A 25,580-nucleotide genomic window follows, 5' to 3' on the forward strand; every position below is an offset into this window, starting at 1 on the left:
CCAATGGATCTTTAGCTCAGTTGGTTAGAGCAACCGGCTCATAACCGGTAGGTCCGGGGTTCGAGTCCCTGAAGGTCCACCATTTGGGGGTATAGCTCAGCTGGGAGAGCACCTGCCTTGCACGCAGGGGGTCAAGAGTTCGAATCTCTTTATCTCCACCATAAAACAGTCTTGAATTAATCAAGACTGTTTTTTATTTTATAAATATTTTATTTTGTATTACTTTGTTATTTTTGTAAAGATATAAAATAATGTGGTATTATATAATTAGTTATTTAAATAGCAAGAGGTAGTGAATAATGATATTATACAGAGTTAAACAATTTTATTGGGGAATAAATTCTAAAGTTAGTAAAAAAGATAAGGATTTTATAAATAAATATTTAGATAAAGATGAATTAAATCTTTTTAATAAACTAAAAGTTTATGATCAAACACACTCAATAAGAACAGCAAGGGATGTCAAAGCAGCATACAGCGATTACAATATAGAAATAGAGGAATATACTTTTGTTAAAGTGGCTTTGTTGCATGATATAGGAAAAATAGAAAAAAGTTTAAATTTAATAGAGAAATCAATTATAGTCTTATTAGATAAATTTACAAAAGGTAAAATTAAAAATTTTTCTAAATCGAAAAAAATAGATATATACTATAATCATGGAGAAAAAGGATATGATATTTTAAAAAATTATATAGATAATAAAAAAATATTAGATTTAATTAGAAATCATCATAGTAACGATATAAAATATGATAAAGAATTAGAAATATTAAAAATGTGTGATAGTAAAAATTAAGGTGGTGATAATATGACATCTAAGGAGAGAAGAGAATATATTAAAGAATTATTAAATGATATAAAGAAGCCTAAAAAAGGTCAAGAATTAGCTGAGGAGTTAAGAGTCACTAGACAAGTAATAGTTAAAGATATAGCTATTCTAAGGGCAGAAGGAACAAAGATAATAGCAACTCCAGAAGGATATATGATTCCAAGTGATAATAAAAAAGGTATAGAAAAAATTATAGCTATTTCCCATAGTAGAGAAGATATAGAGAATGAGCTGCAAATTATAGTTAAGTATGGTGGATTGATAAAAGATGTGATAGTTGAACATCCTCTCTATGGGGAAATTAAGGCCATGTTGATGGTAAAAACACCTTATGATGTCCAAAATTTTATAAGCAAAATAAAACAGTATGATGCTGAACCTTTGTTATCACTTACTAGAGGGATTCATCTACATACTATAGAGGCAGATACGAAAGAAAATATGAAAAAAATTATTGATGAATTAAGAAATAAAGGTTATCTTATTGATTAATATATAAGATTATCAGGGGGATTATATGAAAAAAAAGAGACTTTTTATAATAGTAATTTTAATTATAGGCTTGATTATAGGCTTTTTAAATCAAATACTTAATATTATCATTAACGCTAAATGGTTTAGCGAATTAGGTTATTTTTCAGTATATTTTACTAAAATAACTGCTACCTTAAAATTAATGATTCCCATATTTGCAATTTGTTTTTTAGCAATATGGATATATTATAAGAGTATAAGGAAGAGCGTTATAAAGTTTAAGACTGTTGTAGAAGTAGATACATTAAGAGAAAAAAGAGAAAGAAAAATATTTATTTTATTTAACTCTATTGTTTCGTTGTTAATATCATTCTCATTTGCAGTAACCTACTGGTATAGAGTACTTCAGTTTACTAATTCAACTAAGTTTAATGTACAAGATCCAATTTTTAATATGGACATATCATTTTTTATATTTAAATTACCATTAATAGAGTCATTGTACGGAATAATTATGTCTTTGTTAGTATTTTTAGTTATAGCTACAGTGGTAATTTATTTTGTTTTAAGTGCTAGAGATAGGATAGTGTTTGGTAGACAAACATCTACTGACTTTTCTAAAATAACTAATTTTAAAAGTGGTATAACTAAATTTGCAGGTAAACAGCTGGCAGTTATAGGAGCACTTTTACTTGCATTCATATCTCTTGGATATGCAATCAAGGCTTGGAATTTAGTGTATTCTCCAAGGGGGGTAGCTTTTGGAGCTAGTTATACAGATACAAAGATAACTTTGAAATTTTATGAGGTGATAGTAGTTGTTTCATTGATTTCTTCTATTGTAGTATTTATAAGTGTGTTAAAATCAAAAGTTAAACCTATAGTAGTTTCAGTTGTATTAATACTTTTGTTAATGATTTCTGAGAATATAGTAGCTAGTATGTGGCAAAAGTTTATTGTAAAATCTAATGAAAAAAGCCTTGAAGCTCCTTTTATTGAATACAATATGAATTCTACTAAAAAAGCTTTTGGTATTGATAATATAGAAGAAAAATCATATCCCTTATCAAATAACCTTTCAAAAGAAGTTATAGATAGAAATAGAGATACTATAGAAAATATCAAAGTTAATTCGGTTGCACCTGCTCTAGAATTTTATAACCAGGTTGAAAGTAAGAAAAATTACTATGGATTTAATGATATTGATATAGGTAGATATAATATTAATGGAAAGTATACTCAAGTGTTTATAGCACCTAGAGAATTAGAATATGATAAATTGCAAGATAAAGCTAGTACATGGCAAAATAAACATTTGACTTATACACATGGATATGGAATAGTAATGAGCAAAGTTAAATCAGTTACATCAGAAGGAAAGCCTGATTTTGTAGTCAAGGACATGCCACTATCTAATAAATCTAGTATAAAAATTGATGATCCAAGAATTTATTTTGGAGAAAAAACTAATGAATATGCTATAGTTAATACAAAAATAAATGAAATGGATTATCCAAAGGAAACTGGCGATGAAGCTATTAAAAATTATGATGGCACAGCAGGTATAAAAATGAACTTTTTTAACAGAATATTATTTGCTATTAACCAAAAGGATATTAAGTTTCTATTATCAAGAGATATAACTAGAGATAGTAAGATATTAATACGTAGAAATATAGTAGATAGAGTAAAAAGAATAGCACCTTTTTTAACATATGACAAAGATCCTTATATAGTTATAAATGGAGGAAAATTATATTGGGTAATTGATGCATATACAGTGTCTAATAGATATCCTTTTTCAGAACCTATAAATAATATTAACTATATGAGAAATTCAGTTAAAGTTATAATAGATGCGGTAAATGGCACTACTGATTTTTATTTAATAGATAAAAACGAACCCATAGCTGCCAGTTATTCTAAGATATTTCCTAAGCTATTTAAGGACGTAAGTGAAATTCCGGAAGGGTTTAAAGAACACTTTAGGTATCCAGAAGATTATTTTTTAACTCAATGCAAGGTTATGGAAAAATATCATGTTGATGATGCAAGTGAATTCTTTAGTGGTCAAAATTTATGGGATATTTCAAAAAATCAAAAACAAGTTGAAGGAAAAGATTCTATAAATCCAGCATCTTATATAATTATGAAATTACCTGGTGAAGCAAAAGAAGAAATGGTTCTAATTGAATATTTTAACCAAAGACAAAGAGAAAATATGGTTGCACTTTTTGGAGCAAGAATGGATAAAGATAACTATGGTAAATTAGTTTTATATAAATTTCCAACAACAGAAAGCGAAACAGTTAGCAGTCCTATACTATTTAAACAAAAGATAAAACAGGATACAACTATATCTAAAGAGTTATCATTGTGGGATGCTAAAGGTTCGCAGGTTCAATTTGGAGATACTATGATTATACCTGTAGAAAATTCATTGATGTATATTGAACCAATTTATTTAAGAGCAGATGGAGAAAAAAGTACACCAGAAATGAAGAGGGTAGTAGTTTCTTATGCAGATAAAATGATTTTAGCGAATAATGTAGATGATGCATTAAAACAATTATTTAATTATGATGATAAAAAGAATGAAGAAACTGAAGATAAAGGGAATACAATGCAGGTGCCTAATAAAATTAAAGAAGCAAAAGATTTATATAATAAGGCATTAGAGGCTCAAAAAAGCGGAGATTGGGCTAAATATGGTGAATATATAAAGCAATTAGGAGAATCTTTAAATAAATTAAGCGAATAGTATAGCAATAAAAAGGTGAAGAGATAAAAACTCTTCACTTTATTTGCTAAAAGTGCTAATATATTTGTTCATTTATGAAAAAAGATATTATAATATATAGTGGAGAGAAAAATTATATATTGGACATAATGATTGAGCTTATGTTTATACATAAGTCTGCTTAGGAGGATTATTATGGATTATGATGTTCTAATATTAGGCGGAGGTTTAATAGGATGCGCAGTTGCATATGAATTATCAAAATATAGTTTAAATATAGCACTTATAGAAAAAGATTATGATATAGCTGATGATGTAGCATTAGTTAACTCGGCTATAATATATGATGGAATACAATGTGAAGACAATATAATGTCACAGCTTGAATTTATGGGGAATAATATTATTAATGACTTAGCTTTAAAATTTAACATTCCGTATAAAAAATATGGTTCTATAATAGTTGCACAGAATGAAAAACAGGAAGAAAATCTACAATATATGTATAAAAGATCAATAAAAAGAGGAATCTCTAATATAGCAATTTTAGATGGAAAATATATATATGAGTTAGAACCTAATCTTAATATAAATGTTAAAAAAGCAATATATTCACAAAATACAGCAGTAATTTGCCCATATGACCTGGGAATAGCTTATGGAGAAGTTGCCTTTGATAATGGTGTATCTTTTAAATTAGAAGAGATAGTTGAGGATATAAACAAGATAAGTAAAGGATTTAAGGTAGTTACAAATAAAAATAAATTCACATGTAGAATGGTCATCAATACTACTCCAGAGGATTACAATATAGATGGATTCAAAGAATACACTTATGAAAAGAAAGGATATTTAAAATATTTCTTAATTGAAAAAGGATTTAAATATAACTTTAATAATATAGTTTTAAGTTTTAATGATAAAAATAATGAAATTGTATATATGCATCCAACAGTACAAGGAAACTATATAGCAGCTGTGAAAACAAGTGAAAATATCACTTACGAAGAGTGTTATAGAAAGATTAGTTCTTTAATACCTGAAATAAAGCCTAATGATATAAATACTTTTTACGAATCACCATACTATGATGAACGCATAGTTATTGATGATAGTCTAGTAGATAATGGTTATATAAAGATTACAGGAAAAAGTTATGCAGAAGTTACTATGACACCATCTATAGCTAGAGTAGTTAGAGAGACCGTAGAAAGTAATTTAAAATGTAAGATTAAAAGTGATTTTAATGACAAAAGAAGAGAAATATATAAATTTAAAGATATGTCTAATGAAGATAGAAGTAAAATTATTAGTTTAGATAAAAGATATGGTAAAATAGTATGTGTATGTAATAAGGTTACAGAGGGAGAAATTATAGACGCTATAAGAAGACCTTTGGGAGCTAGAACAGTAGAGGGAATAAAAAGAAGAACAGGTGCAGGTGCAGGAAGTTGCAAAGGTGCACACTGTATGAGTAAAATAGTATCAATTTTAGCAAGAGAAACAAATAAGAAGATGACAGACATAGTTAAAGATTCTAAGAACTCAAAAATATTATTAAATAGAATTAAAGAATTTGACGATATGTAAAATGTAAGCTAAGTAGGTGTTAATATAATGATAGGTAATAAAAAAACTTTTACATCTGTGGTAAGAATAAAAGGCGCAGAATGCAATGTCGTTCCTGTTAAAAGTAGCCAGCCTATTGATAAATGCTTGCTTATTGAATGTTCAAAAGCATTAAGCAGAATACACGTAGGAGCTCCAATAAAATGTGGAGATGTAATATGTAGAAATATATTAAATACAGGAGTAGACATTGTGTGCACAAAAAGTATTATGTAAAAATAATAAAATATTAACTAAATATAAATAATTTATTGACATTTTGTGATATTATAATTATAATGATTAAAAATTCATATTTAAACCGTTGAAGAGAATAGTAACTTAATATTAGGATTAAGAGAGTGGATGGCTGGTGAAAATCCATACCTTATATTTTGTGAATCCACCTCCGAGGTATTGTGATGAGCAATACGGCTAAAAGTCGTTAAAAGGATAAGAGGGTTTATTTATAAACCAAATAGGGTGGCAACGCGGAGTTTTTCGTCCCTACTGTAAAGTAGGATGAAAGACTCTTTTTTTATTTTATAAAATAATCATTTTAATATATTTTATACTAACAAGGAGGAAATACAAATATGTTAGATTTAAAAAGAATAAGAAACAATCCAGAAGAAATTAAAAAATTAATGGAAGGTAGAGGAGAAGACTTTGACTCTAAATTAATAGATGATGTGGTTTCTCTTGACGAAAGAAGAAGGGAAATATTAGTAGAGGTTGAACAATTAAAGAGCAAAAGAAATAGTGAATCTACTCAAATAGGAAAACTTAAAAAAGAAGGAAAAGATGTAAGTGGCGTAATGGCTGAAATGAAGGAACTTGCTGACAAAATTAAAGAACATGATGTAGAACTTAGTGAAGTAGATGAAAAAATAAAATATATAATGCTTAGAATACCTAACATTCCAAATCCAAATGTTCCAGAAGGTAAAACTGATGAAGATAATGTTGAGATAAGAAAATGGGGAGATCCAAGAAAATTTGACTTTGAATCAAAAGCTCATTGGGATATTGGTGTTGACTTAGGATTGTTAGATTTTGAAAGAGCAGGCAAAATAGCAGGTTCAAGATTTACTGTTTATAAAGGTTTAGGTGCAAGACTAGAAAGAGCTATAATAAACTATTTCTTAGATATGCATACTATAGAACATGGATATTTAGAAATACTACCTCCATACATGGTAAATAGAGATAGTATGATAGGAACAGGTCAACTTCCAAAGTTTGAAGAAGATGCATTTAAGGTAGAAAATAACGGTTATTTCTTAATACCTACAGCAGAAGTTCCTGTAACTAATCTTTATAGAGATGAAATATTAAATGGGGATGAACTTCCTCTAAAACATGCTGCATATAGCGCATGCTTTAGAGCAGAAGCCGGATCAGCAGGAAGAGATACAAGAGGTCTTGTACGTCAACATCAATTTAATAAGGTTGAGCTTGTTAAGTTTGCAAAACCAGAACAATCTTATGATGAGCTTGAAAAGTTAACTCATGACGCAGAAGAAGTACTTCAAGGATTAGGATTACCTTATAGAGTAGTTAGAATATGTAAAGGAGATTTAGGATTTACAGCAGCTCTTAAGTATGATATAGAGGTATGGATGCCAAGTTACAATAGATATGTAGAAATATCAAGCTGTAGTAATTTTGAAGATTTCCAAGCAAGACGTGCTAATATAAGATATAGAGAAGATGCAAAATCTAAACCAGAATTTATTCATACTCTAAATGGATCAGGAGTAGCTGTAGGAAGAACTGTTGCAGCAATACTTGAAAATTACCAAAATGAAGATGGAACAGTAACAATTCCAGAAGTATTAAGACCATATATGAGAAATGAAGAGGTTCTTAAGTAGTATAATAAAAAATGGAAAGTAAATACTTTAAAATAAGATTTATTATAGTATAAAATTTATATATAAAAAAGTTGACAATGCGGCGGTATCTTGTTATAATAAATATCGTCGCAACTAGGAGAGATGGTCGAGTTGGTTTAAGGCACCGGTCTTGAAAACCGGCGTACGTGTGAGCGTACCTAGGGTTCGAATCCCTATCTCTCCGCCATTATTTTTAATAAGTTTTACAAATAAAATGTTTATTGACATTTTTATATTATTATATTATAATGTTTAAGTGACATCTGGAGAGATGGTCGAGTTGGTTTAAGGCACCGGTCTTGAAAACCGGCGTGCGTGTGAGCGCACCTAGGGTTCGAATCCCTATCTCTCCGCCATTATTTTAATAAAAAATTCAATTGTAGGACATGGAGAAATACTCAAGTGGCCGAAGAGGCGCCCCTGCTAAGGGCGTAGGTCGGGTAACCGGCGCGAGGGTTCAAATCCCTCTTTCTCCGCCATAACACTCAATTTTAATTGGGTGTTTTTTAATGAGGATATAATCCCTATGTAGCATAGGAGCTATAGTGGCATTAGATGATCTGCAGTATAGTTTAATGTTTGATTTTTTATAGTTCCTATGTTAATATAAATATGTTAAATATAGATATGCGCGAGTAGCTCAGTTGGATAGAGTAGCTGGCTACGAACCAGTTGGCCGGGGGTTCGAATCCCTTCTTGCGCACCAAAAACCTTGTAAACACTAAGTTTACAAGGTTTTTTATATTTTAACTATAAATAGGATTATAGTTAAAATATAAATTAGAGTTTTACGATATACTAATATATAATAAATTTTAAAATAATAATATTTTTTATAAGGAGAGAAGAAGATGAAAATAACAGTAATAGGCTATTGGGGAGCTTATCCTAATAAGAATGAAGCTACTTCAGGATATTTACTTCAAGGTAAAGATTATAATATATTAATAGATTGTGGCTCAGGAGTACTTTCTAAGTTACAAAATTATATAGAGTTATCAAAAATAGATGCAGTTATTTTATCTCATTATCATGCAGATCACATATCAGATATATTTTCATTCCAATATGAAGCTGCTATTTCTTCAAGCTTAGGAAAGAGAAAAAAACCTTTAGAAATATATGCACATAACTTAGATTCTAAATTCAATGATTTAAATTACAAAGGTATGACTATAGCTAAGATAATAGATGAGAATACTAAACTTAGATTTGGCGATTTAGATATAAGTTTTAAATGGATAAAGCATGAAGTCCCTTGCTTAGCCATGAGATTTGAGGAGCAGGGGAAAGTTGTATCATATAGTGGTGATACAGAATGGTGTAACAATGTGCTAGAAATATCAAAAGATGCTGATTTACTAATATGTGAGACCAGTCTTTTTAATAATCAGATAGAAAAAATAAAAGGCCATCTTACAGCTGGGGAAGTTGGTAAGATAGCCAATATGTCTAAAGTTAAAAAATTAGTTTTAACTCATTTTCCTCATTACGGCGATTTAGATGATTTAGTTAAAGAGGCTAAAGAAGAATTTAATGGTGAAATATACAAAGCAGAAACTGGACTACTATTTGAATTATAGTTTAATTCCTATTCTCTCCCCCATATTTACTTTACATTCATAGCCCTTATTAGTTTGATATATTATATCTTTATCTATAGAGACTACACCTTTTTGCAAAAATAATATAGTAGTAGATCCTCCAAATTTAAAGTAGCCTTTTTCGTCGCCTTTTTTAACTTCTTTAAGTGGAGTGTAAGTTTGGACTATAGATCCAACACAAGTAGCACCTACATCAATGTAGAGTACATCACCAAAGTTATGAGAATGAAATAGACTATACTCTCTTTTATTCTGGCAAAACAACTTTGGTATTTTCTTTAAGGCAATAGGGTTTACGGAATAATATTGCCCGGGAATTATATTAGTTTTTTCACATGATCCATTATCAATAAAGTGAAATCTATGATAATCAATAGGAGCAAGTCTTAAAATAAGACAGATACCACCTAAATATTTTTCAGCAAGAGAATCATTTTTTATAAGTTCCTTTAGACTATAGGTAAATCCTTTAACTTGAACCAAATTGTTGATATCAATATTTTCATAAGCAAAAAGCCTTCCGTCCCCAGGTGAAATTAATACATTAGCATTATAATCTATTGGGCGTACTTCAGTAATTAAAGATCTAGTAAAAAAATCATTAAAACATTTATAACTAGATTTAGGATCTTTAAAGTGTTTTTCATCTATATTAAATTCATTAATAAATTTTTGAATTTTTCCTATGCTTAATTTAGAATCACATATCTTTCCATAAATCTTTGAAAATAATTTTTTCTTAATTAAAAGTTCTAAGGATTTCATTCCTATTGGAGAAGAATAAGTCCATTCTAAGTATTTGTCTCCTGCAACTTTTTCAATTTCGTATTCTTTGTTTTTTCTATTAAAATATTTAATCATAAATTATCCTCACATATATATGACATTGAATTAATTTAGCTAAAGCTATATTAACATAAAAATTAACCATTTTATATATTAGAATGATAATTTATCTTTAAATGGCAAGTATAATAAGAAGAATAAAAGGCACATTCCAAGTATAATAAAAGGTACAAAGTATACAGGATTATTTGGTAAATAATCCAATGGAGTAGAATAAGGTCTGTATCTTAAGTAGCAGTAATTTGCATCAATTAAATAGTTAACAGGTATAGTTACGCAAAAATATATAATAGTCCATTTAATAGTCTTTTTTAATGAATTTAAATTTGGGGTATATTCATGAACAAATATCATAAAAAATACAGAAATTAAAATCCCGCCATGGGATATAAAAAATTGGATAAATATATAATGAGGAAAAGGATATATGGAAGTATCATGAAAAAGTAGAGCAACGGAGGCACCACCAAGTCCCCAAAAATATAATACATCAAATATTCTCCGGCTTTTACTGAGCATAACCACAATAGAAAGAATTATCGATAGTCTACATAAATACAATGGTAATGCTTCTTTTAAATTAAGTTTTCCATTAGTTATATACCAGATATAAATAGAAATTTGATGAAAGATTAAGGTTATTCCAATAATGTTTGAAACTTTTTTCTCATATTTAGGTTTTTTCAAACTCTCTTTAAAAATATACATTAATAAAATTATTAATATAACTATAAGTAAGCACATAATATGAGGTATAGAAAAAGGCTTTAGAGCTTTTTCTTCATTAACTGGTTTCCAAAATAAATTCCAAAAATCCATAATAATCACCTCTTTAAAATTGGATATATTTATTTTCTGCAAATATATAAAGATTAATCTATAAAATAATTACTTAGTATGTAAAAAGGGTTGAGATATATTATAATAATAAGTATAATGAATAGAGAGAAATTATACTGACTGGTCATCATAAATAATTTTTGGAGTGATATTGATGAATAAAACTAAGGGAACTATATTCAATGCGGCTATAAAAATTTTTTCAGAAAAAGGCTATAATGGGGCCACTATGGATGATATAGCCATAAATGCAGGGGTGGCCAAGGGAACATTATATTATCATTTTAAAAGTAAAGAAGAAATATTTAAGTACATAGTAAAAGAAGGCATGAAAAAAATAAAAACAGAGGTCCAAGAAGAGGTAGAAAAAGTAGAAGACCCTATAAAAAGGTTAAAAACTTTATGTAAAATTCAATTAGAATTAGTTTACAAGAATAGAGACTTTTTTAAAGTAATAATGAGTCAGCTTTGGGGAGTAGAGTTGAGACAACTAGAACTTAGAGAAGTTGTTCAAAAGTATATAAGTCTCATAGAAGGATACATAAAAGAAGCAATAACAAAAGGAGTTATAAAGGATGGAGATGCCTCTTTTATGGCATATACATTTTTTGGAGCATTATGCTCTACAGCAGTATATGAGCTAATAAATAAAGACGGGATAAATATTGAAGAGATAATAGACAATTTAATAAATTATATGTTATATGGAATGTCTAAATAATTTAAGATAGCATAAAGCTAAAAATAAGGCTTTATGCTATTTTTTTATTTTACCTATAAAAAGTATCATTAAAAAATTATTGACAACATAAATAAAAAGGTGTATAAATAAACTGACCGGTCAGTTTATACTGAATAGTCAGTTTAAATTGTCGAGAGAAATCTTTAATAAGCAATTAATACAATGAGTGGGGTGATATAGTGAAATTTTTAAAGATAGCTGGTAGAGACATAGCTAGTATATTTAAAAACAGATTTATTAGAATATCTGTTACAGCAATTATAATTGTACCTCTTCTATATAGCTTACTCTATCTAGCAGCCTTCTGGGATCCATATGCTAGATTAGATCAAATGCCAGTGGCTGTTGTTAATTTAGATAGCGGAAGTGTAAAAGATGGAGAAAAGGTCAATTATGGTAAAGAGATTGAGGATGGACTTAGAGATAATAAAGAAATAGGCTTTAAGTTCGTCTCCAAGCTAGATGAAGCAAAAGAAGGATTAAAAGGTAAGAGTTATTATGCAATTTTTGTTATACCAGAAGATTTCTCAAAAAAAATAGTACAAGTTAAAGACGGAAAAATAGATAAGCCATCTATAGATTATATTGCTAATGAAAAGAAGAACTTTTTAGCAGCTCAAATAAACGGAAAAGTTGCCGGAGAAATAAAAGCAAAGGTTATAAAAAGTATATCAGAAGAATTTACTAAGGTTACTTTTAATAGCTTATATGAAGTTAAAGATGGTATGGAAAAAGCTGCAGATGGAAGTGGAAAAATTGCAGATGGAGTAGGACAGATTAAAGATAAAGTTCCTCAAATGCAAGACGGTGTTAAACAATTATATGATGGTTCTGGAGCATTAAATGGTGGACTAAAAGAGTTACAAAGCAAAGTTCCACTTATGGGTAGTGGTATTGGACAATTAAAATCAAAAGTAGACATGGCTGCAGATGGAGTAGCTAAACACCCTGAGCTTAAAGGTTTAGTTAGCGATGAGAGCATAAATGGTGTTAAAACTATTATGAATGATGCTAAAGTTTTGCAAAGTGCAGATACTTCAGCCCTAGAAATGTTACCATCTATAGCTACAGCACAAAATTTAGGACTAATGAATAAAGCAGTAAATGACTTTTTAGCAATAGATATGAATAAAGCAAAGACTATAATGAATATGCCTGGAATGGATAAACTTACAGATCCAAAAACTATTCAAAATATGTCAAAATTAATGAAAGATGCAGGAGCATTAAAAGCTATTGATGCTAATAAGGTAACTCCATTAATTGGATTACTACAAAATTCAAATAAGTTAAAAGGAATAATGGATGAAGCTAGCAAATTAACACAGGTAGATGTAAATGGAATAAATACTTTTTTACAATCACAAAAGGCATCATCAGAAAAGTTTATAACTAGTTCAAACCAGTTAAATGCACATAAACAAGAACTAGAGGCTGCAATAAAAACAAATACAAACTTAAGCCCAGTTCAAGTACAACAACTTCTAGGAATAGTAGAAGGATATAGCACGTTAACAACAGAAACATCTAAAAATATGCAAAATTCAGCTGTAGCAATGAATGAAATGGGTAAAAACATTTCTGGACTTGCTAATCTTCAAAAGGATTTAAAAGAAAATGCAGATGTTATAGAAGGTGTTAAAGCTGCTTTGAGCGATGAAAACATAGCATATCTAAAAGCTGTATTGCCTCAAGTTTTACAAGTTAAACAAGAACTTGACAGTAATGCAGAAAGCTTAAATGCAGTAAATGGATTATTACAAACACTAGGAACTACAGATGTAAAAGCATCTTTAGTAAAAATTCAAACTCTACAACAAGATATAGCTTATGCAAAACCAATGATTGAAGCATTAGAAAAGAACATGACACCAGAGCAAATGGCTTCAATTAAAAATTCACCACAACTAGTAAGTCAACTAGTAAAGATGAAAAAAGATTTAAGTGATAATGCAAAAATATTAGAAGTAGCGCAAAATGCTTTAAATGATAAAAATATAGCTATGGCAAAGGGATTAATTGCATCAATGCCACAATTAACAGGTGGAATTGATCAATTATATAGTGCTTCTAATCAATTAATATTAGGAGTAGATGCCTTAGCTGATGGTTCAACAAAATTAAATAATGGATTGAAAGAATTAAATGGAAAAATTCCTGAGCTTTCTGGCGGAGTAGATAAACTTTATGATGGGTCAAAAGAACTTAGTGATAAACTAGGAGATGGCTCAAAAGAATTAAATGATAAATTAAAAGTTAGCAGCGATGAAATGGGAGGCTTTGTATCAGAACCTATAATACTTAATGAAGCACCAATAAATAAGGTACCTAACTATGGAACAGGATTTACACCTTACTTTATACCATTATCTCTATGGGTAGGAGCTCTTATGATGTTCTTCATCATAACAGATAAGGTAGATGATGATATAGATGCAAGCCCAGCTTCAATAGTACTTGGTAAATTCTTATCCTATGGATATATAGGGATATTACAAGCAGTACTAGCTAGCGTAGTAGTATTGATGTTAGGATTAAAACCGGCAAATATACCACTATATTTCTTATTTAATGTATTTTTATCCTTCGTGTTTATTGCGATAATACAAAGCCTTGTATTTTTACTTGGTCAAGCAGGAAGATTACTTGCTATAGTACTTTTAATATTACAATTAACTTCATCAGCTGGAACTTTCCCACTAGAAGTTGTTCCTAAGTTCTTTAAGGTATTAAACCCAATGATGCCATTTACTTATGCAACAGATGGACTTAGAGAAATAATTTCAGGAGTAAATTATTCATCTCTTGCGCATGACTCAGCAGTACTTGCAGGAATAATGATTGTATTCTTAGTAATTTCAGTTATAATGAAGGGACATGCAGATAAAGTACAAGAAAAAATTAAAGCTAAAAGAGAAATAGTAGCATAATAAAAAGAGATGCATCTTAAATGTTGCATCTCTTTTCATATTTTTCCAGATCGTATTATTGATATAAGAAGCCAAAATCCCATAAAAGCAGCTATTCCATAACCAATTAATCCTATTATAGATATATCTGCATATTTAGGACCTATATTGGTATTTAAAATTAAAGATGAAGCTATTATCATTGAGGAAATTACTAAACCTATTACCATTCTATTTATCATTCTATTTAATTCATTTATATTTTTATTTAGGTCTTTGTGTTCTAGTTGAACTTTAGCTCTTCCTTGCATTACGCTATCGCATACTTCTATTATTTTAGTAGGAAGTCTTGAAGAATCTTTAGTAAAAGTAGCAACTCTAATCAAAAATTCATCCATATTAAAGTTCTTAAATAGAGAAAAGTCTCCACTGTTTTTAACATAAGACATAATTATATCTAAGATTTGAACATCTGGAGATAACTTTACTATTACTCCTTCCATTATAATCATACTTCTGATAAGTATTGTAAAATCCTTAGGAAGGCTTATATTGTTACCCTTAGCAGTTTCTAAAATATCTTCAAGTAAAAGTGAAATTTTTACATTTGAAAGAGAAGTTGAAAAATAGCTATCTATAAGATAATCTATGTCTTCAAAGAGCTTATTTCTGTTTACGTAACCTTTCTTTATTCCAATAGACATAAGTACAGATATAAGTTTATTTATATCTGTAGATGCAAAGGCATACATCATTTCACTTAAAGAGTTTTTCAGGGATTTAGATAAAACACCCATCATTCCAAAGTCTATGAAACAAATTTTATTATCACTTATTATTATATTTCCAGGGTGAGGATCTCCATGAAAAAAGCCATCTTCAAATATTTGTTTACAAAAGGATAAAGCTAACTTTTGTCCTATATCCTGAAGATCATATCCTTCTTTTTTTAACATTCTGGTATTACTTATTTTAATTCCCTCTATTTTTTCCATAGTTATAACTTTTTTAGTTGATAATTCATGAATAACATAAGGGGCGTTTACAAATTTAACTTCATTGTTTAATTCTTTAAAACGATCAATATTTTTAACTTCATTTTTAAAGTCTAATTCTTGCTCTGCAGAGGTTTTGAGTTCATCTAAAGCTTCTTCAAAATCTATAAGAGTATCACTAAACTTTACTTTAGTAAGACGTGATATTTTATAAAGAATAGATATATCCAAAGACATTTTTTCAGCTATTTCTGGACGTTGAACTTTTACTATAACTTTTTTTCCATCCTTTAAAGTTGCTTCGTGAACTTGTGCCATAGAAGCAGAAGCAAGTGGAACTTTATTAAAGCTTTTAAAAACTTCATCTATGGATTTATTAAATTCCTTATAAAAAACTTTATTTATATTTTCAATGGGTTCACGAGCTACGTTATCTTGAAGTTTTGAAAGTTCTTCTATATATTCAGCAGAGAGTAAATCTGGCCTTGTGCTTAATATTTGGCCTATCTTTATAAAGGTGGGTCCTAGTTCTTCACAAGCTTTTCTTAAATTTGCAGGAGCATTTTTTTGATTTTTTATTTTACTGTCTACTATATATCCAAAACCATAAAATGCTAAAGTCTTTACAATTTCTCTAAATCTTTGAACAGAGTTTTTAGCCATATGATACCTCGCTTTTGTACTGCGGAATAGTTTAACTTATGTTTATTTTATACATATATTCTAAATATAACCGCATATTAAAATAAAAGCCCTTAACTAATTGTAAGGGCTTTTATTTATTATTCACCTTTATTTTCTAATTTATCAAGTCTTGCTTTAAGTTCTTCAATTTCATTTTTAGTTGCGAAATTCATTTCTGATAAAAGCTCTTTCATATCTTCTTTAGTTATAGGTTTTACTTTATCAGCAGTTTTTTCTGTTTTATCTTTAAAGTTTCTCTTTAATTCTTGTGATAATTCTTTTCCTTCGTCAATAGTTATTTTTCCTTTTGCTACTAATTCATCAACTAATTTAGCTGCTTTTTCATAAGTATAGGCAGCAGAACCGATACCAGCTAAAAATAAATTTTTTAATTCATCTATCATATATAATATCCTCCTTGTTTATGTTTTAAATGAAAATAATTCCTATAGATATATTATACTTTCGTCAATCTGCTTTATAAATAGTTTAATGTAAAGTTCATACAAAGTTTATAAAATTATGATAATCATTTTTCTATATGAGGTTGACATTATATGAAAACTGAAATAAAATATTATGGTAAAAGCTAATATGCATCCGTAGCTCAGTAGGATAGAGCGTCCCCCTCCTAAGGGGAAGGCCGGGGGTTCGACTCCCTTCGGGTGCACCAAAAAAGTCTGTAATAATAGTGTATTATTGCAGGCTTTTTTATTCTATAGGAAATTATAAGTAAAATAGAATTTGGATAATTTCCTCAATAAGAGTTGCTAATTGAAATGTTAGTAGATATCCTATAGAATAAAAAAAGGGGTGCAGGGGAAGGATTCCCCGCTTATTTAAGGAGGGTGCTCAGACGCGAATGCGTCGTCGAAGGGAACCTAAGGTTCCATAGCGAAAGCGACGAAGGAGCTTTTTTATTATAATTATAAATATATAATAATATTGTTATGGGGTGGAAAGGTGTATGGGATATACTATATTAGATTTAATAGATAAATTTATTGAAATTGAAGAAAAAGGATTTAATATATATAATACTATTTTAAACATGGAACATAAAGATAATAGAGTTAAATCTATAGCTATGGTATTAGCCAAGGAAGAAGAGAGACATATAAAATATTATAAGGCTTTAAAAAATCAACTAAAAGGCAATGAGGAGGAAATAGACTTTATAGCTTATGATAAGGCTTCATTTTTAGTTAATAAATATAAGGAAAGTATTAATGTTGAAAGTTTTAAGGAGAGTAAGGAAATTTTATTGAGTGCATTAGATCTTGAAAATCAAAACCTGGCATTGCTCATAGACATACAAGGAAGAATAGTAAAATCAAGAGAAGATTCACAGGGAGTTACATATAAAATATTGTCTAGAATAATTAAGGAAGAGCATAAACATATAGATAATTTAAAACCATTTATAAAATATAAATAATTATATAATAATGTAAGAGAGTAAGATAGTTTATAATATACTATAGGTTAATATTATAAACTATAGTATAGGAGATATACATGAATAAGTTTTTTATGAGAAGAGCAATAGAAGAAGCAGAATTAGCATATAAGCTTAATGAAGTTCCAGTTGGGGCAGTTATAGTTAAAGATAATAAAATAATATCTGCAGCTCATAACCTTAGAGAAATTCTTAAAGATCCTACAGCGCATGCTGAAATGCTAGCTATTAAAAAGGCATCAGAAGTCTTAAATGATTGGAGATTAAATGGCTGTGAAATGTACGTTACTTTGGAACCATGCCCTATGTGTGCTGGAGCTATTGTACAATCTAGAATAAGGAGATTATATATAGGTACATTTGACCCTGTATCAGGATGCTGTGGTTCTGTAGCTAATATAGCTCAAAATCAAGGATTAAACAGTATGATTGATGTTATATGGATGTACAATGAAGAATGCAGTGATATGCTAAAAGAATTTTTTAGAGAAAAGAGAAGATAAAAAAAGTGATTGTATATAATTTAAGAAGCAATCACTTTTTTAGTTTAAAGAGCTTTTAATTTTTTTAGTATTATAACTAATACCAATACAACTACAGAGGTTAGTGCAATTGTGCCACCAGGGGCGCTATTTATATAGTAAGATGCAATGAGGCCGCCAATAACATCAATAAAACCAAATAAAATAGAATAAATTAATGTAAGTTTAAAGCTTTTATTAAGCTGTAATGCTGTAGCAACTGGAACTGCTAGCATAGAAGATAACACAAGAATACCTATTATTCTTATAGAAACTGATATGGTTGCACCTACAATAAGAGCGAATATATAGTTTATTAATTTTACTTTTATTCCAGCAATTCTTGCGCCTTCTTCATCAAATGTTATATAAACCAATTGATTATATAGGATTATAAGCATTATAACAGAAATTATACTAAGTACTAATACAGTTAAAAGTTCTTGTTTAGATACAGTCAAAATGCTTCCGAATAGATAAGTATTAATGTTTGCTCCTATATTTCCAGTACTTATAATTGTTATGGCTATACCTACACTAAGTGTTAGGACTATTACTAAGATTAGTTCTGCATATTTTTTATAGTAAGATCTTAAAAATTCTATTAAAACTCCACAAATGGATGTAAATATAAATGAACTTATTATTGGATTAAAATTAAACATAATCCCAATTGCTACACCGGCAAAAGAACTATGAGCAAGAGTATCACCCATCATAGAATGTCTTTTAAGAACTAAAAATACACCAATAAAAGGACAAAGTATAGAAATAAGCAGGGATATCATAAGTGCATTTTGCATAAAGCTATACTGTAGCATTGGCATTAACCTCCAAAAGTCGTTTTTTGTATTCATTTATAGAACGTAGTAAGCCATTACCATTATTAAGCTCAAATATATAATTAGAATTTGCTATAGCTGCTTCTAAGTTGTGCTCGATAGTGATAACAGTAACTCCTAATTTTCTATTTAAATCTCTTATTATAGTGTATATTTCTTTCTGGCTTTGGGCATCAATTCCAGTAGAGGGTTCATCTAATAGTAAAAGTTTTGGATTTCCCATTATAGCTCTTGCTATAAATATTTTCTGTTGCTGGCCACCAGATAGGTTACCAATAAGATTATTTTTATAAGCTTCCATGTTAACTATTTCTAAACTTTTTTGTACCCAATCTACATCCTTAATACCAATAGCTTTTCTATGAGAATTTAGCACTTCAAATACAGTTATAGGGAATTGTGAATTAAAACTATCAAATCTTTGAGGAACATAGCCTATTTTACTAGTATTAATATTTATTTTCCCTTTACATGGCTTTATTATTTTTAATATGAGCTTTACAAGAGTACTTTTGCCGCTGCCGTTTTCACCTAATATAGATACGTAATCTCCTTTTTTTATAATTAAATTTATATTATTAAGAATAAAAGGAGGAAGTTTATTATAAGAAAAATATAAATTATTTACTTCAATCATGAATTAACCTCCAAAACCTTAAGTAATTTTTTACATAAAAAACATATTATTACAACAACGTGTTGACAATAAATAAGTTTAAGATTATTATATACCTAAATGCAAATGATTTGCAATGAGTAAAAGGAGTGATATGATGTATAAGAGAATTATTGCCATTATTACAATTTTTATAATAGTGGGTATTTTATCGGGATGTGGCAATAAGCAGACTAGTAATGTAGAAAATAAAACAAGTAACGTAAATAGCTCTAATGCAAAAAAAATAAATATTATTGTTAGCTTTAATCCTCTAAGAGAGTTTACAGAAGCTATTGGTAAAGATAAAGTTAATGTCAGTACTATAATTTCAAATGGAATAGAGCCACATGATTTTGAACCAAAGGCTAAAGATTTACAAAACATAAATAATGGAGATATATTTGTATACAATGGTCTTGGAATGGAACCATGGGCTGAAAAAACCTTAAAAAATATTGATAATAAAAACCTAATAGTTGTAGAAGCTTCAAAAGGATGTAATGTTATTAAAAATAGTCATGAAGAAGAGAGTAATAAACAAAATGAAGAACATAGTCATGGAGAATATGATCCTCATACTTGGCTTAGTTTAAAAGAGGCAAAAATTCAATCAAATAATATAAAAGAAGCCTTAATCAAAGCAGATCCTTCAAATAAGACATATTATGAACAAAATTACAAAGAATTTTCTGCTAAACTAGATAGTCTATATGGTGAGTATAAGGAAAAACTAGATAAAGTAGGTAATAAGCATTTTGTAACAGGTCATGCAGCTTTTGCTTATATTTGCAGAGATTTTAACCTTAAACAAAATAGTATAGAAGATGTATTTGCAGAAGGAGAGCCAAGTGCAAAGAAATTAAAAGAGTTAGTAGAATATTGTAAGAAAAATAATGTAAAAACTATATTCGTAGAAGAAAATGTTAGTCCGAAAGTATCAGAAACCCTAGCAAAGGAAATAGGAGCAAAAGTAGAAAAAATATATACAGTTGAAAATGAAGAGGATAATAAGGATTATATACAAAGCATGAAAGAAAACTTAGAAAAAATATATAACAGTTTAAAATAAAAGCATTAATAAAAGTAGGGAGACATATCCCTACTTTTAATTTATATGAAATAAATATATAAACTAATTACTTATTTTTTAATTTTTTTGTACAGCTTTTACAGTAGCCGTATAATTCCAATTTATGGTCAGTTACTACAAAACCATCTTCATTAATTTTAGATTCAATATCTTGAAGAGGGCAAAAGTCTATGGTTTCTGTTTTGCCACAATTTTTGCAAATAACGTGATGATGGTGACAATCGTTGCATATTATTTCATAGCTTGAAGAAGAACCATTGATACTTGTTCTATGAACAAGATTTATGAATTCAAGTATTTCTAGATTACGATATACAGTAGAGAGATTAGTTTTTGGATATTTTTCTTTGCATTTTAAATATATATCCTCTACAGAAAGAAATTGTCCTCTACTTTCCATAAGAACTTCAATTATGGATTTCCTTTGTTTTGTAAGTTTATATCCTTTATCTTTAAGTGATTCTTCAAATTTATCTATGTTGATCATTTATAACACTCCTAATATAATTTAATCTTATTTTATAATAATGGAGTTTTATGTTCAATGACATTATTTTTTCAGTTGTTAAGATTAATATTATAAGTTTTTTTATTACTAGATAGTATAGAAAATTCCTACTTGTTAATTAATAAAAATTGATTTAGTATATATGTTGTATAGTGTTGTATGGAGAGATGTCCGAGTGGTTTAAGGTGGTGGTCTCGAAAACCATTGTACTGAGAAATCTGTACCGGGGGTTCGAATCCCCCTCTCTCCGCCAAAATATAAAATGTAGGATTTAGAAATCAAACTTATTTTAACTAGATAAAGCTTAATATTCAACTAATAGCATATAGTATATTATAATCTAATAAGTACTAGAAATAAATGTATGTATTACTCTTGAAATAAACATAAATAGATAGTATAATAGTCTTTGCTTAACTAATCTAAAGAATAAGCAAAATTTATGGAGAGATGTCCGAGTGGTTTAAGGAGCACGCCTGGAACGCGTGTGTAGGGGAAACTCTACCGAGGGTTCGAATCCCTCTTTCTCCGCCATTAGTCGTGCTAGACGGGAAGTTAGCGGTGTCCTGCACCTGCAATCCGCTATAGCAGGGTTGAATTCCTTGTCGAGGCTTTGAAATGTGAGGTCTGGCTTATACAAGTGGCGTTGATAATTGGGCCCTACGCAACGAAAACTTATGAACCCCGTCAGATCTGGAAGGAAGCAGCGGTAAGTAAGATCTTTCGTGTGCCGTGGGTAAACCTGATTTGAGTTAACTATATAAGTAACGCTCATATTTCACTGTCGACACAAGGTGCACGACTTTAAAATGTAAATTTAAAGACGCTTTTAGCGTCTTTTTTTAATAATAAAATTTACGGATATAATAAACCTTGAAAATATAAATTCATTTCTTAGCAAGAAAATAAAATAGGTTATATTATGGTATAATGATAGTTATAACAGCTTAAGTTGTTACTAAAAAGGAATAAAGATAAGAGGTGTTCTAATTGGCATATACCGCTTTATATAGAGAATGGAGACCTAAGACTTTTGATGAAGTTGTAGGTCAATCTCATGTTACTTTAACTTTAAAAAATCAAATAAAAAGCAATAGAATAGCTCATGCATACCTTTTATGTGGTACAAGAGGAACAGGAAAAACCTCTACAGCAAAAATATTTGCAAAAGCAGTAAATTGCCTTAATCCTCAAGATGGAGAACCATGTAATGAATGTGAAATGTGTAAAAAAATAAACTCAGGGCTGGCTATTGATGTATCAGAGATGGATGCTGCATCTCATAATAAGGTAGATGATATAAGAGATCTTATAGATGAAGTAAAATATCCTCCAAGAGAAAGCAAATATAAAGTTTATATAATGGATGAGGCTCATATGTTAACTCAAGGTGCTGTAAACGCATTTTTAAAAACATTAGAAGAACCTCCAGAAAACGTAATATTTATACTTGCTACTACTGATCCTCAAAAATTACCTATAACTATTTTATCAAGATGTCAAAGATTTGATTTTAAAAGAATAAAAAGTGATGACATATTGGAAAGGCTTGTGAAAATTACAAAAGAACAAGGAAGCTTTGCGGATAATAAAAGTTTAAGCCTTATCGCTAGAATGTCAGATGGTGCTATGAGAGATGCATTAAGCATATTGGATCAGGCTATATCCATGGGAAACGGTAAGGTTGATTATGAAAAAGTAATCAATATGCTTGGGCTCATAACAAACGAAAATTTAGTAAAGCTTACAGATAGTATTATTGATAAGAATGCTGAAAAATCAATGAAAGTTATTGATGATATGGTATATGGCGGCAAGGATATTAATTTATTTATAAAAGACATGATACATCATATGAGAAATCTTCTAATGATAAAAATCAGTCAGAATCCAGAAGAAATTTTAGATATGTCAGAAGAGAACATAGATATTATAAAGGAACAGGCAAGTAAAATAAGAATAGAAGAAATAATGAGATGTATAAGGATACTTCAAGAGAGTGAAGAGCAGGCTAAGTGGAGTAAACAGAGTAGAATATATTTAGAGCTTGCAGTAATAAAAATGTGTAAAATAGAGTATGATACATCTAAAGAAGTATTGCTTGCTAGAATAAATAAATTAGAGAATATTATAAAAGAAGGTAATATACATATAAATGTAAGAGAAGCTGATGAGATTAAAGAAAAACCTAAAAATAGTAGACTTGTCACTGATAATAGAATGAAGTCAGAATATAAATCAGAAAGTAGTCCTGTTATAGAAGAAAATTTGAATTCTAAATTAACTTTAGAAGATGTTAGAAAGTCTTGGAAGGATATACTTGAAGTTTTAAAGGCTAGAAGACTTATGGTACTATATGCCTCCCTTACTACAGGGAGAATAGAATCTTGCAATAATGGCGTTGTTGAAGTGAAGTATGAACCTGAATATGCTTTTAATATAAGCAGATTGAAAAAAGAGGATAATAGGAAGACAATAGAAGAGATCTTTTCAGAGGCACTAAAAGAAAAAGTTAGAATAAAATATACTGTGGACAAAAAAGAAGATTATCAAAAAAGTCCAGAGCAAATTTTAAAAGAAACATTTGGTGAAGAATTAGTAGAAATAATTGATGAATAGAATACTAAATGGTAAAATATTAAAGACTAGGACAACAAAAATAAATGAAATAAAGAATACAATTGGGAGGTAATATCATGGCAAAAGGCGGATTCCCAGGAATGGGTGGAATGAATATAAACAATTTAATGAAACAAGCGCAAAAAATGCAACAAGAAATGGAAAAGGCTCAAGTGGATCTTGAAAATAAAGAATTTACAGCAACTGCTGGAGGTGGCGCTGTAAAGGTTAAAGTAAACGGTAAGAGACAAATTCTAGATATAAATATAGAACCTGATGTTGTAGATCCAGATGACGTTGAAATGTTACAAGACTTAATATTAACTGCTTGCAATCAAGCATTACAAATGGTAGAAGAAACAACAGCAAACCAAATGAAAAAACTTACAGGTGGACTTAATATGCCTGGAATGTTTTAATTAATGAGGTGAAGGATTTGGATTCTTATCCTATAGCTATAGAGAAACTCATAGAAGAGTTTGCAAAATTACCGGGAATAGGTTATAAAACAGCTCAAAGACTTACTCTACATGTATTAAATCTACCAAGAGAAGAAGTGAATGATTTTGCCAATGCTTTAATCAAAGCTAAAGGTACTATAAAATATTGTTCAGTGTGTGGAAATTATACAGATAAAGATCCTTGCGCTATTTGTTCTAATCCTAATAGAGATGAAACTACTATATGTGTAGTTGAAGATCCAAAAGACATTATGTCTTTAGAAAAAGTTAGAGAGTATAATGGTACCTATCATGTATTGCATGGTGTAATATCTCCAATGGCGGGAAAGGGACCAGATGACATAAAATTAAAAGAACTTATTAGAAGAATAAATGGAAATGTAAAAGAAATTATAGTAGCCACTAATCCTAATGTGGAAGGTGAAGCTACAGCTATGTATATATCAAAGATATTAAAGCCTCTTGGGGTAAAAGTTACTAGAATTGCACATGGTGTTCCTGTAGGAGGAGATTTAGAATACGCAGATGAGGTGACACTTTCTAAAGCTCTAGAGGGAAGAGTGGAACTTTAAAAAGATTTAATAGACTCTAGTTTTATGACTATATCTAAAAACATAAAACTAGAGTTTTAATTTTTATTATATTATATAGGCTTTACATATTAATAGTAGTTAAATTAAAAGAATATAATATAAAAAAGATTTATATGGAGGGGTAACATGGATTATATAGCATATTTTATAGGGGGAATTATATTACTATTCATAATGGTAAAATTATTAGCATGGCCGCTAAAAATCTTATTCAAATTAGTCGTTAATGCTGTTTTAGGAGCAATATTGTTATTAATAGTAAATTTTATAGGAGGATATTTTGGATTAAGTATAGGTATAAACCCATGGACTGCACTAATAGCCGGCTTCTTTGGAATTCCTGGTGTTATATTTTTAATTATTTTTAAGTTGTTTTTGTAAAATAGTATAAATCATATGGATAATATATAGATAGTAAATTATTAATCCCATTGTTTACATAATTTAAATAGTTGTAAAAATTCTTTGTAATAGGTAAAATATTATTTAGTAGACTTATTTGGCATACTTATGACTTGCCGTATTCATCTTACAATTCATATGAAATGCGGAAAAGTAAACGTATGCTATCTTTATTTTTTGGGGTGGTATGACCATTTTATCTCTAATTTCAATAAATAAAGTTATAAAATATCACCGTAATTAAGGATATATCT

At 29.1% G+C, this 25,580-nt stretch carries 23 protein-coding genes, 9 tRNA genes, 1 other RNA gene and 1 other annotated feature; of the genes, 26 read left to right on the top strand and 7 right to left on the bottom strand.

Going from position 1 to position 25,580, the window contains the following annotated elements:
• The first annotated feature begins 5 nt into the window (after nucleotides 1-5).
• From ACWW38_RS09805 to ACWW38_RS09865, 13 genes are all read left to right on the top strand, one after another.
• Nucleotides 6-82, top strand: a tRNA-Ile gene (locus ACWW38_RS09805).
• A 3-nt stretch (nucleotides 83-85) separates the two neighbouring features.
• Nucleotides 86-161 (top strand) — tRNA-Ala (locus ACWW38_RS09810).
• 138 nt (nucleotides 162-299) lie between these two features.
• Nucleotides 300-800 (top strand): HD domain-containing protein, encoded by a 501-nt coding sequence (locus tag ACWW38_RS09815; protein WP_456257396.1) that lies wholly within the window; start codon nucleotides 300-302, stop codon nucleotides 798-800.
• Between the two features lie 12 nt (nucleotides 801-812).
• The gene (locus ACWW38_RS09820) at nucleotides 813-1,325 is read left to right on the top strand and encodes a 3H domain-containing protein (RefSeq protein WP_456257397.1); all 513 of its coding nucleotides are present in this window, start codon (nucleotides 813-815) and stop codon (nucleotides 1,323-1,325) included.
• Nucleotides 1,326-1,350: 25 nt separating this feature from the next.
• A complete protein-coding gene (locus ACWW38_RS09825) occupies nucleotides 1,351-4,068 on the top strand; it encodes a UPF0182 family protein (RefSeq protein WP_456257398.1) in 2,718 nt (905 codons plus the stop codon).
• 174 nt (nucleotides 4,069-4,242) lie between these two features.
• Nucleotides 4,243-5,637 (top strand): FAD-dependent oxidoreductase, encoded by a 1,395-nt coding sequence (locus ACWW38_RS09830; RefSeq protein ID WP_456257399.1) that lies wholly within the window; start codon nucleotides 4,243-4,245, stop codon nucleotides 5,635-5,637.
• 27 nt (nucleotides 5,638-5,664) lie between these two features.
• Complete coding sequence (locus ACWW38_RS09835) at nucleotides 5,665-5,892, top strand: DUF1667 domain-containing protein (protein ID WP_456257400.1); 228 nt, start codon at nucleotides 5,665-5,667, stop codon at nucleotides 5,890-5,892.
• A gap of 79 nt (nucleotides 5,893-5,971) precedes the next feature.
• Nucleotides 5,972-6,167: a binding site (T-box leader), on the top strand.
• An 84-nt stretch (nucleotides 6,168-6,251) separates the two neighbouring features.
• Nucleotides 6,252-7,532 (top strand): serine--tRNA ligase, encoded by a 1,281-nt coding sequence (serS, locus tag ACWW38_RS09840; RefSeq protein ID WP_456257401.1) that lies wholly within the window; start codon nucleotides 6,252-6,254, stop codon nucleotides 7,530-7,532.
• A gap of 117 nt (nucleotides 7,533-7,649) precedes the next feature.
• Nucleotides 7,650-7,740: transfer RNA gene (locus tag ACWW38_RS09845), tRNA-Ser, on the top strand.
• 78 nt (nucleotides 7,741-7,818) lie between these two features.
• Nucleotides 7,819-7,909 (top strand) — tRNA-Ser (locus ACWW38_RS09850).
• Between the two features lie 32 nt (nucleotides 7,910-7,941).
• Nucleotides 7,942-8,032: transfer RNA gene (locus ACWW38_RS09855), tRNA-Ser, on the top strand.
• Between the two features lie 150 nt (nucleotides 8,033-8,182).
• Nucleotides 8,183-8,259, top strand: a tRNA-Arg gene (locus ACWW38_RS09860).
• A gap of 145 nt (nucleotides 8,260-8,404) precedes the next feature.
• Nucleotides 8,405-9,136, top strand: coding sequence for an MBL fold metallo-hydrolase (locus ACWW38_RS09865; protein WP_456257402.1), 732 nt, complete (start codon nucleotides 8,405-8,407; stop codon nucleotides 9,134-9,136).
• Here the strand turns inward: ACWW38_RS09865 and ACWW38_RS09870 are convergent.
• Together ACWW38_RS09870 and ACWW38_RS09875 are read right to left on the bottom strand one after the other, a co-directional pair.
• A complete protein-coding gene (locus ACWW38_RS09870) occupies nucleotides 9,131-10,018 on the bottom strand; it encodes a phosphatidylserine decarboxylase (RefSeq protein ID WP_456257403.1) in 888 nt (295 codons plus the stop codon). The two genes, ACWW38_RS09865 and ACWW38_RS09870, sit on opposite strands and share 6 nt — an antisense overlap.
• A 78-nt stretch (nucleotides 10,019-10,096) precedes the next feature.
• Nucleotides 10,097-10,822 (bottom strand): YwaF family protein, encoded by a 726-nt coding sequence (locus ACWW38_RS09875; protein WP_456257404.1) that lies wholly within the window; start codon nucleotides 10,820-10,822, stop codon nucleotides 10,097-10,099.
• 175 nt (nucleotides 10,823-10,997) lie between these two features.
• Here ACWW38_RS09875 and ACWW38_RS09880 point away from each other — a divergent pair, with 175 nt between their 5' ends.
• The gene (locus ACWW38_RS09880) at nucleotides 10,998-11,564 is read left to right on the top strand and encodes a TetR/AcrR family transcriptional regulator (RefSeq protein ID WP_456257405.1); all 567 of its coding nucleotides are present in this window, start codon (nucleotides 10,998-11,000) and stop codon (nucleotides 11,562-11,564) included.
• Between the two features lie 200 nt (nucleotides 11,565-11,764).
• Nucleotides 11,765-14,515: a YhgE/Pip family protein gene (locus ACWW38_RS09885; protein WP_456257406.1), complete on the top strand. Its 2,751-nt coding sequence runs from the start codon at nucleotides 11,765-11,767 to the stop codon at nucleotides 14,513-14,515.
• A gap of 35 nt (nucleotides 14,516-14,550) precedes the next feature.
• Here ACWW38_RS09885 and ACWW38_RS09890 read toward each other — a convergent pair whose 3' ends face one another.
• Both ACWW38_RS09890 and ACWW38_RS09895 read right to left on the bottom strand, forming a co-directional pair.
• Nucleotides 14,551-16,152 (bottom strand): ABC1 kinase family protein, encoded by a 1,602-nt coding sequence (locus ACWW38_RS09890; protein WP_456257407.1) that lies wholly within the window; start codon nucleotides 16,150-16,152, stop codon nucleotides 14,551-14,553.
• Nucleotides 16,153-16,271: 119 nt separating this feature from the next.
• A complete protein-coding gene (locus ACWW38_RS09895) occupies nucleotides 16,272-16,577 on the bottom strand; it encodes a phasin family protein (RefSeq protein ID WP_456257408.1) in 306 nt (101 codons plus the stop codon).
• Nucleotides 16,578-16,769: 192 nt separating this feature from the next.
• On the opposite strand from ACWW38_RS09895, the gene ACWW38_RS09900 reads away from it, so the two are divergent.
• The 3 genes from ACWW38_RS09900 to ACWW38_RS09910 all read left to right on the top strand — a co-directional run bounded on the left by ACWW38_RS09900 (nucleotide 16,770) and on the right by ACWW38_RS09910 (nucleotide 18,135).
• A tRNA-Arg gene (locus ACWW38_RS09900) sits at nucleotides 16,770-16,846 on the top strand.
• 294 nt (nucleotides 16,847-17,140) lie between these two features.
• Nucleotides 17,141-17,611 carry a hypothetical protein gene (locus ACWW38_RS09905; RefSeq protein WP_456257409.1) on the top strand — a complete coding sequence of 157 codons (471 nt, stop codon included), beginning with the start codon at nucleotides 17,141-17,143 and terminating at the stop codon, nucleotides 17,609-17,611.
• An 80-nt stretch (nucleotides 17,612-17,691) separates the two neighbouring features.
• The gene (locus ACWW38_RS09910; protein ID WP_456257410.1) at nucleotides 17,692-18,135 is read left to right on the top strand and encodes a nucleoside deaminase; all 444 of its coding nucleotides are present in this window, start codon (nucleotides 17,692-17,694) and stop codon (nucleotides 18,133-18,135) included.
• A 44-nt stretch (nucleotides 18,136-18,179) separates the two neighbouring features.
• Here the strand turns inward: ACWW38_RS09910 and ACWW38_RS09915 are convergent, their stop codons facing one another.
• The gene (locus ACWW38_RS09915; RefSeq protein ID WP_456257411.1) at nucleotides 18,180-18,974 is read right to left on the bottom strand and encodes a metal ABC transporter permease; all 795 of its coding nucleotides are present in this window, start codon (nucleotides 18,972-18,974) and stop codon (nucleotides 18,180-18,182) included.
• Nucleotides 18,961-19,632, bottom strand: coding sequence for a metal ABC transporter ATP-binding protein (locus tag ACWW38_RS09920; protein WP_456257412.1), 672 nt, complete (start codon nucleotides 19,630-19,632; stop codon nucleotides 18,961-18,963). The genes ACWW38_RS09915 and ACWW38_RS09920 overlap by 14 nt, the downstream gene beginning before the upstream one ends.
• Before the next feature lie 136 nt (nucleotides 19,633-19,768).
• Here ACWW38_RS09920 and ACWW38_RS09925 point away from each other — a divergent pair, with 136 nt between their 5' ends.
• Nucleotides 19,769-20,722, top strand: coding sequence for a metal ABC transporter substrate-binding protein (locus ACWW38_RS09925; protein ID WP_456257413.1), 954 nt, complete (start codon nucleotides 19,769-19,771; stop codon nucleotides 20,720-20,722).
• 67 nt (nucleotides 20,723-20,789) lie between these two features.
• Here the strand turns inward: ACWW38_RS09925 and ACWW38_RS09930 are convergent, their stop codons facing one another.
• Nucleotides 20,790-21,230: a Fur family transcriptional regulator gene (locus tag ACWW38_RS09930; protein WP_456257414.1), complete on the bottom strand. Its 441-nt coding sequence runs from the start codon at nucleotides 21,228-21,230 to the stop codon at nucleotides 20,790-20,792.
• A gap of 182 nt (nucleotides 21,231-21,412) precedes the next feature.
• Here ACWW38_RS09930 and ACWW38_RS09935 point away from each other — a divergent pair.
• The 7 genes from ACWW38_RS09935 to ACWW38_RS09965 all read left to right on the top strand — a co-directional run bounded on the left by ACWW38_RS09935 (nucleotide 21,413) and on the right by ACWW38_RS09965 (nucleotide 25,305).
• Nucleotides 21,413-21,504 (top strand) — tRNA-Ser (locus tag ACWW38_RS09935).
• A gap of 191 nt (nucleotides 21,505-21,695) precedes the next feature.
• A tRNA-Ser gene (locus ACWW38_RS09940) sits at nucleotides 21,696-21,785 on the top strand.
• A gap of 4 nt (nucleotides 21,786-21,789) precedes the next feature.
• An RNA gene (gene ffs / locus ACWW38_RS09945) (signal recognition particle sRNA large type) lies at nucleotides 21,790-22,053 on the top strand.
• A gap of 188 nt (nucleotides 22,054-22,241) precedes the next feature.
• Nucleotides 22,242-23,870, top strand: coding sequence for a DNA polymerase III subunit gamma/tau (dnaX, locus tag ACWW38_RS09950; RefSeq protein WP_456257415.1), 1,629 nt, complete (start codon nucleotides 22,242-22,244; stop codon nucleotides 23,868-23,870).
• Between the two features lie 77 nt (nucleotides 23,871-23,947).
• Nucleotides 23,948-24,289 (top strand): YbaB/EbfC family nucleoid-associated protein, encoded by a 342-nt coding sequence (locus tag ACWW38_RS09955; RefSeq protein WP_456257416.1) that lies wholly within the window; start codon nucleotides 23,948-23,950, stop codon nucleotides 24,287-24,289.
• Nucleotides 24,290-24,306: 17 nt separating this feature from the next.
• The gene (gene recR, locus ACWW38_RS09960) at nucleotides 24,307-24,903 is read left to right on the top strand and encodes a recombination mediator RecR (RefSeq protein ID WP_456257417.1); all 597 of its coding nucleotides are present in this window, start codon (nucleotides 24,307-24,309) and stop codon (nucleotides 24,901-24,903) included.
• Nucleotides 24,904-25,050: 147 nt separating this feature from the next.
• Nucleotides 25,051-25,305, top strand: coding sequence for a pro-sigmaK processing inhibitor BofA family protein (locus ACWW38_RS09965; protein ID WP_456257418.1), 255 nt, complete (start codon nucleotides 25,051-25,053; stop codon nucleotides 25,303-25,305).
• Nucleotides 25,306-25,580: the final 275 nt, after the last annotated feature.

It is taken from the genome of Clostridium sp. JNZ J1-5 (genome assembly GCF_053901425.1).

Excerpts from the sequence above, each read along its gene's own strand:
- ACWW38_RS09835 (WP_456257400.1), top strand. The coding sequence starts at position 5,665 with ATGATAGGTAATAAAAAAACTTTTACATCTGTGGTAAGAATAAAAGGC.
- serS (WP_456257401.1), top strand. The coding sequence starts at position 6,252 with ATGTTAGATTTAAAAAGAATAAGAAACAATCCAGAAGAAATTAAAAAA.
- ACWW38_RS09875 (WP_456257404.1), bottom strand. The coding sequence starts at position 10,822 with ATGGATTTTTGGAATTTATTTTGGAAACCAGTTAATGAAGAAAAAGCT.
- ACWW38_RS09955 (WP_456257416.1), top strand. The coding sequence starts at position 23,948 with ATGGCAAAAGGCGGATTCCCAGGAATGGGTGGAATGAATATAAACAAT.
- ACWW38_RS09895 (WP_456257408.1), bottom strand. The coding sequence starts at position 16,577 with ATGATAGATGAATTAAAAAATTTATTTTTAGCTGGTATCGGTTCTGCT.
- ACWW38_RS09830 (WP_456257399.1), top strand. The coding sequence starts at position 4,243 with ATGGATTATGATGTTCTAATATTAGGCGGAGGTTTAATAGGATGCGCA.
- ACWW38_RS09890 (WP_456257407.1), bottom strand. The coding sequence starts at position 16,152 with ATGGCTAAAAACTCTGTTCAAAGATTTAGAGAAATTGTAAAGACTTTA.
- ACWW38_RS09865 (WP_456257402.1), top strand. The coding sequence starts at position 8,405 with ATGAAAATAACAGTAATAGGCTATTGGGGAGCTTATCCTAATAAGAAT.
- ACWW38_RS09870 (WP_456257403.1), bottom strand. The coding sequence starts at position 10,018 with ATGATTAAATATTTTAATAGAAAAAACAAAGAATACGAAATTGAAAAA.
- ACWW38_RS09925 (WP_456257413.1), top strand. The coding sequence starts at position 19,769 with ATGTATAAGAGAATTATTGCCATTATTACAATTTTTATAATAGTGGGT.
- ACWW38_RS09880 (WP_456257405.1), top strand. The coding sequence starts at position 10,998 with ATGAATAAAACTAAGGGAACTATATTCAATGCGGCTATAAAAATTTTT.
- ACWW38_RS09930 (WP_456257414.1), bottom strand. The coding sequence starts at position 21,230 with ATGATCAACATAGATAAATTTGAAGAATCACTTAAAGATAAAGGATAT.
- ACWW38_RS09905 (WP_456257409.1), top strand. The coding sequence starts at position 17,141 with ATGGGATATACTATATTAGATTTAATAGATAAATTTATTGAAATTGAA.
- ACWW38_RS09920 (WP_456257412.1), bottom strand. The coding sequence starts at position 19,632 with ATGATTGAAGTAAATAATTTATATTTTTCTTATAATAAACTTCCTCCT.
- ACWW38_RS09815 (WP_456257396.1), top strand. The coding sequence starts at position 300 with ATGATATTATACAGAGTTAAACAATTTTATTGGGGAATAAATTCTAAA.
- ACWW38_RS09965 (WP_456257418.1), top strand. The coding sequence starts at position 25,051 with ATGGATTATATAGCATATTTTATAGGGGGAATTATATTACTATTCATA.
- ACWW38_RS09825 (WP_456257398.1), top strand. The coding sequence starts at position 1,351 with ATGAAAAAAAAGAGACTTTTTATAATAGTAATTTTAATTATAGGCTTG.
- ACWW38_RS09915 (WP_456257411.1), bottom strand. The coding sequence starts at position 18,974 with ATGCTACAGTATAGCTTTATGCAAAATGCACTTATGATATCCCTGCTT.
- ACWW38_RS09910 (WP_456257410.1), top strand. The coding sequence starts at position 17,692 with ATGAATAAGTTTTTTATGAGAAGAGCAATAGAAGAAGCAGAATTAGCA.
- ACWW38_RS09820 (WP_456257397.1), top strand. The coding sequence starts at position 813 with ATGACATCTAAGGAGAGAAGAGAATATATTAAAGAATTATTAAATGAT.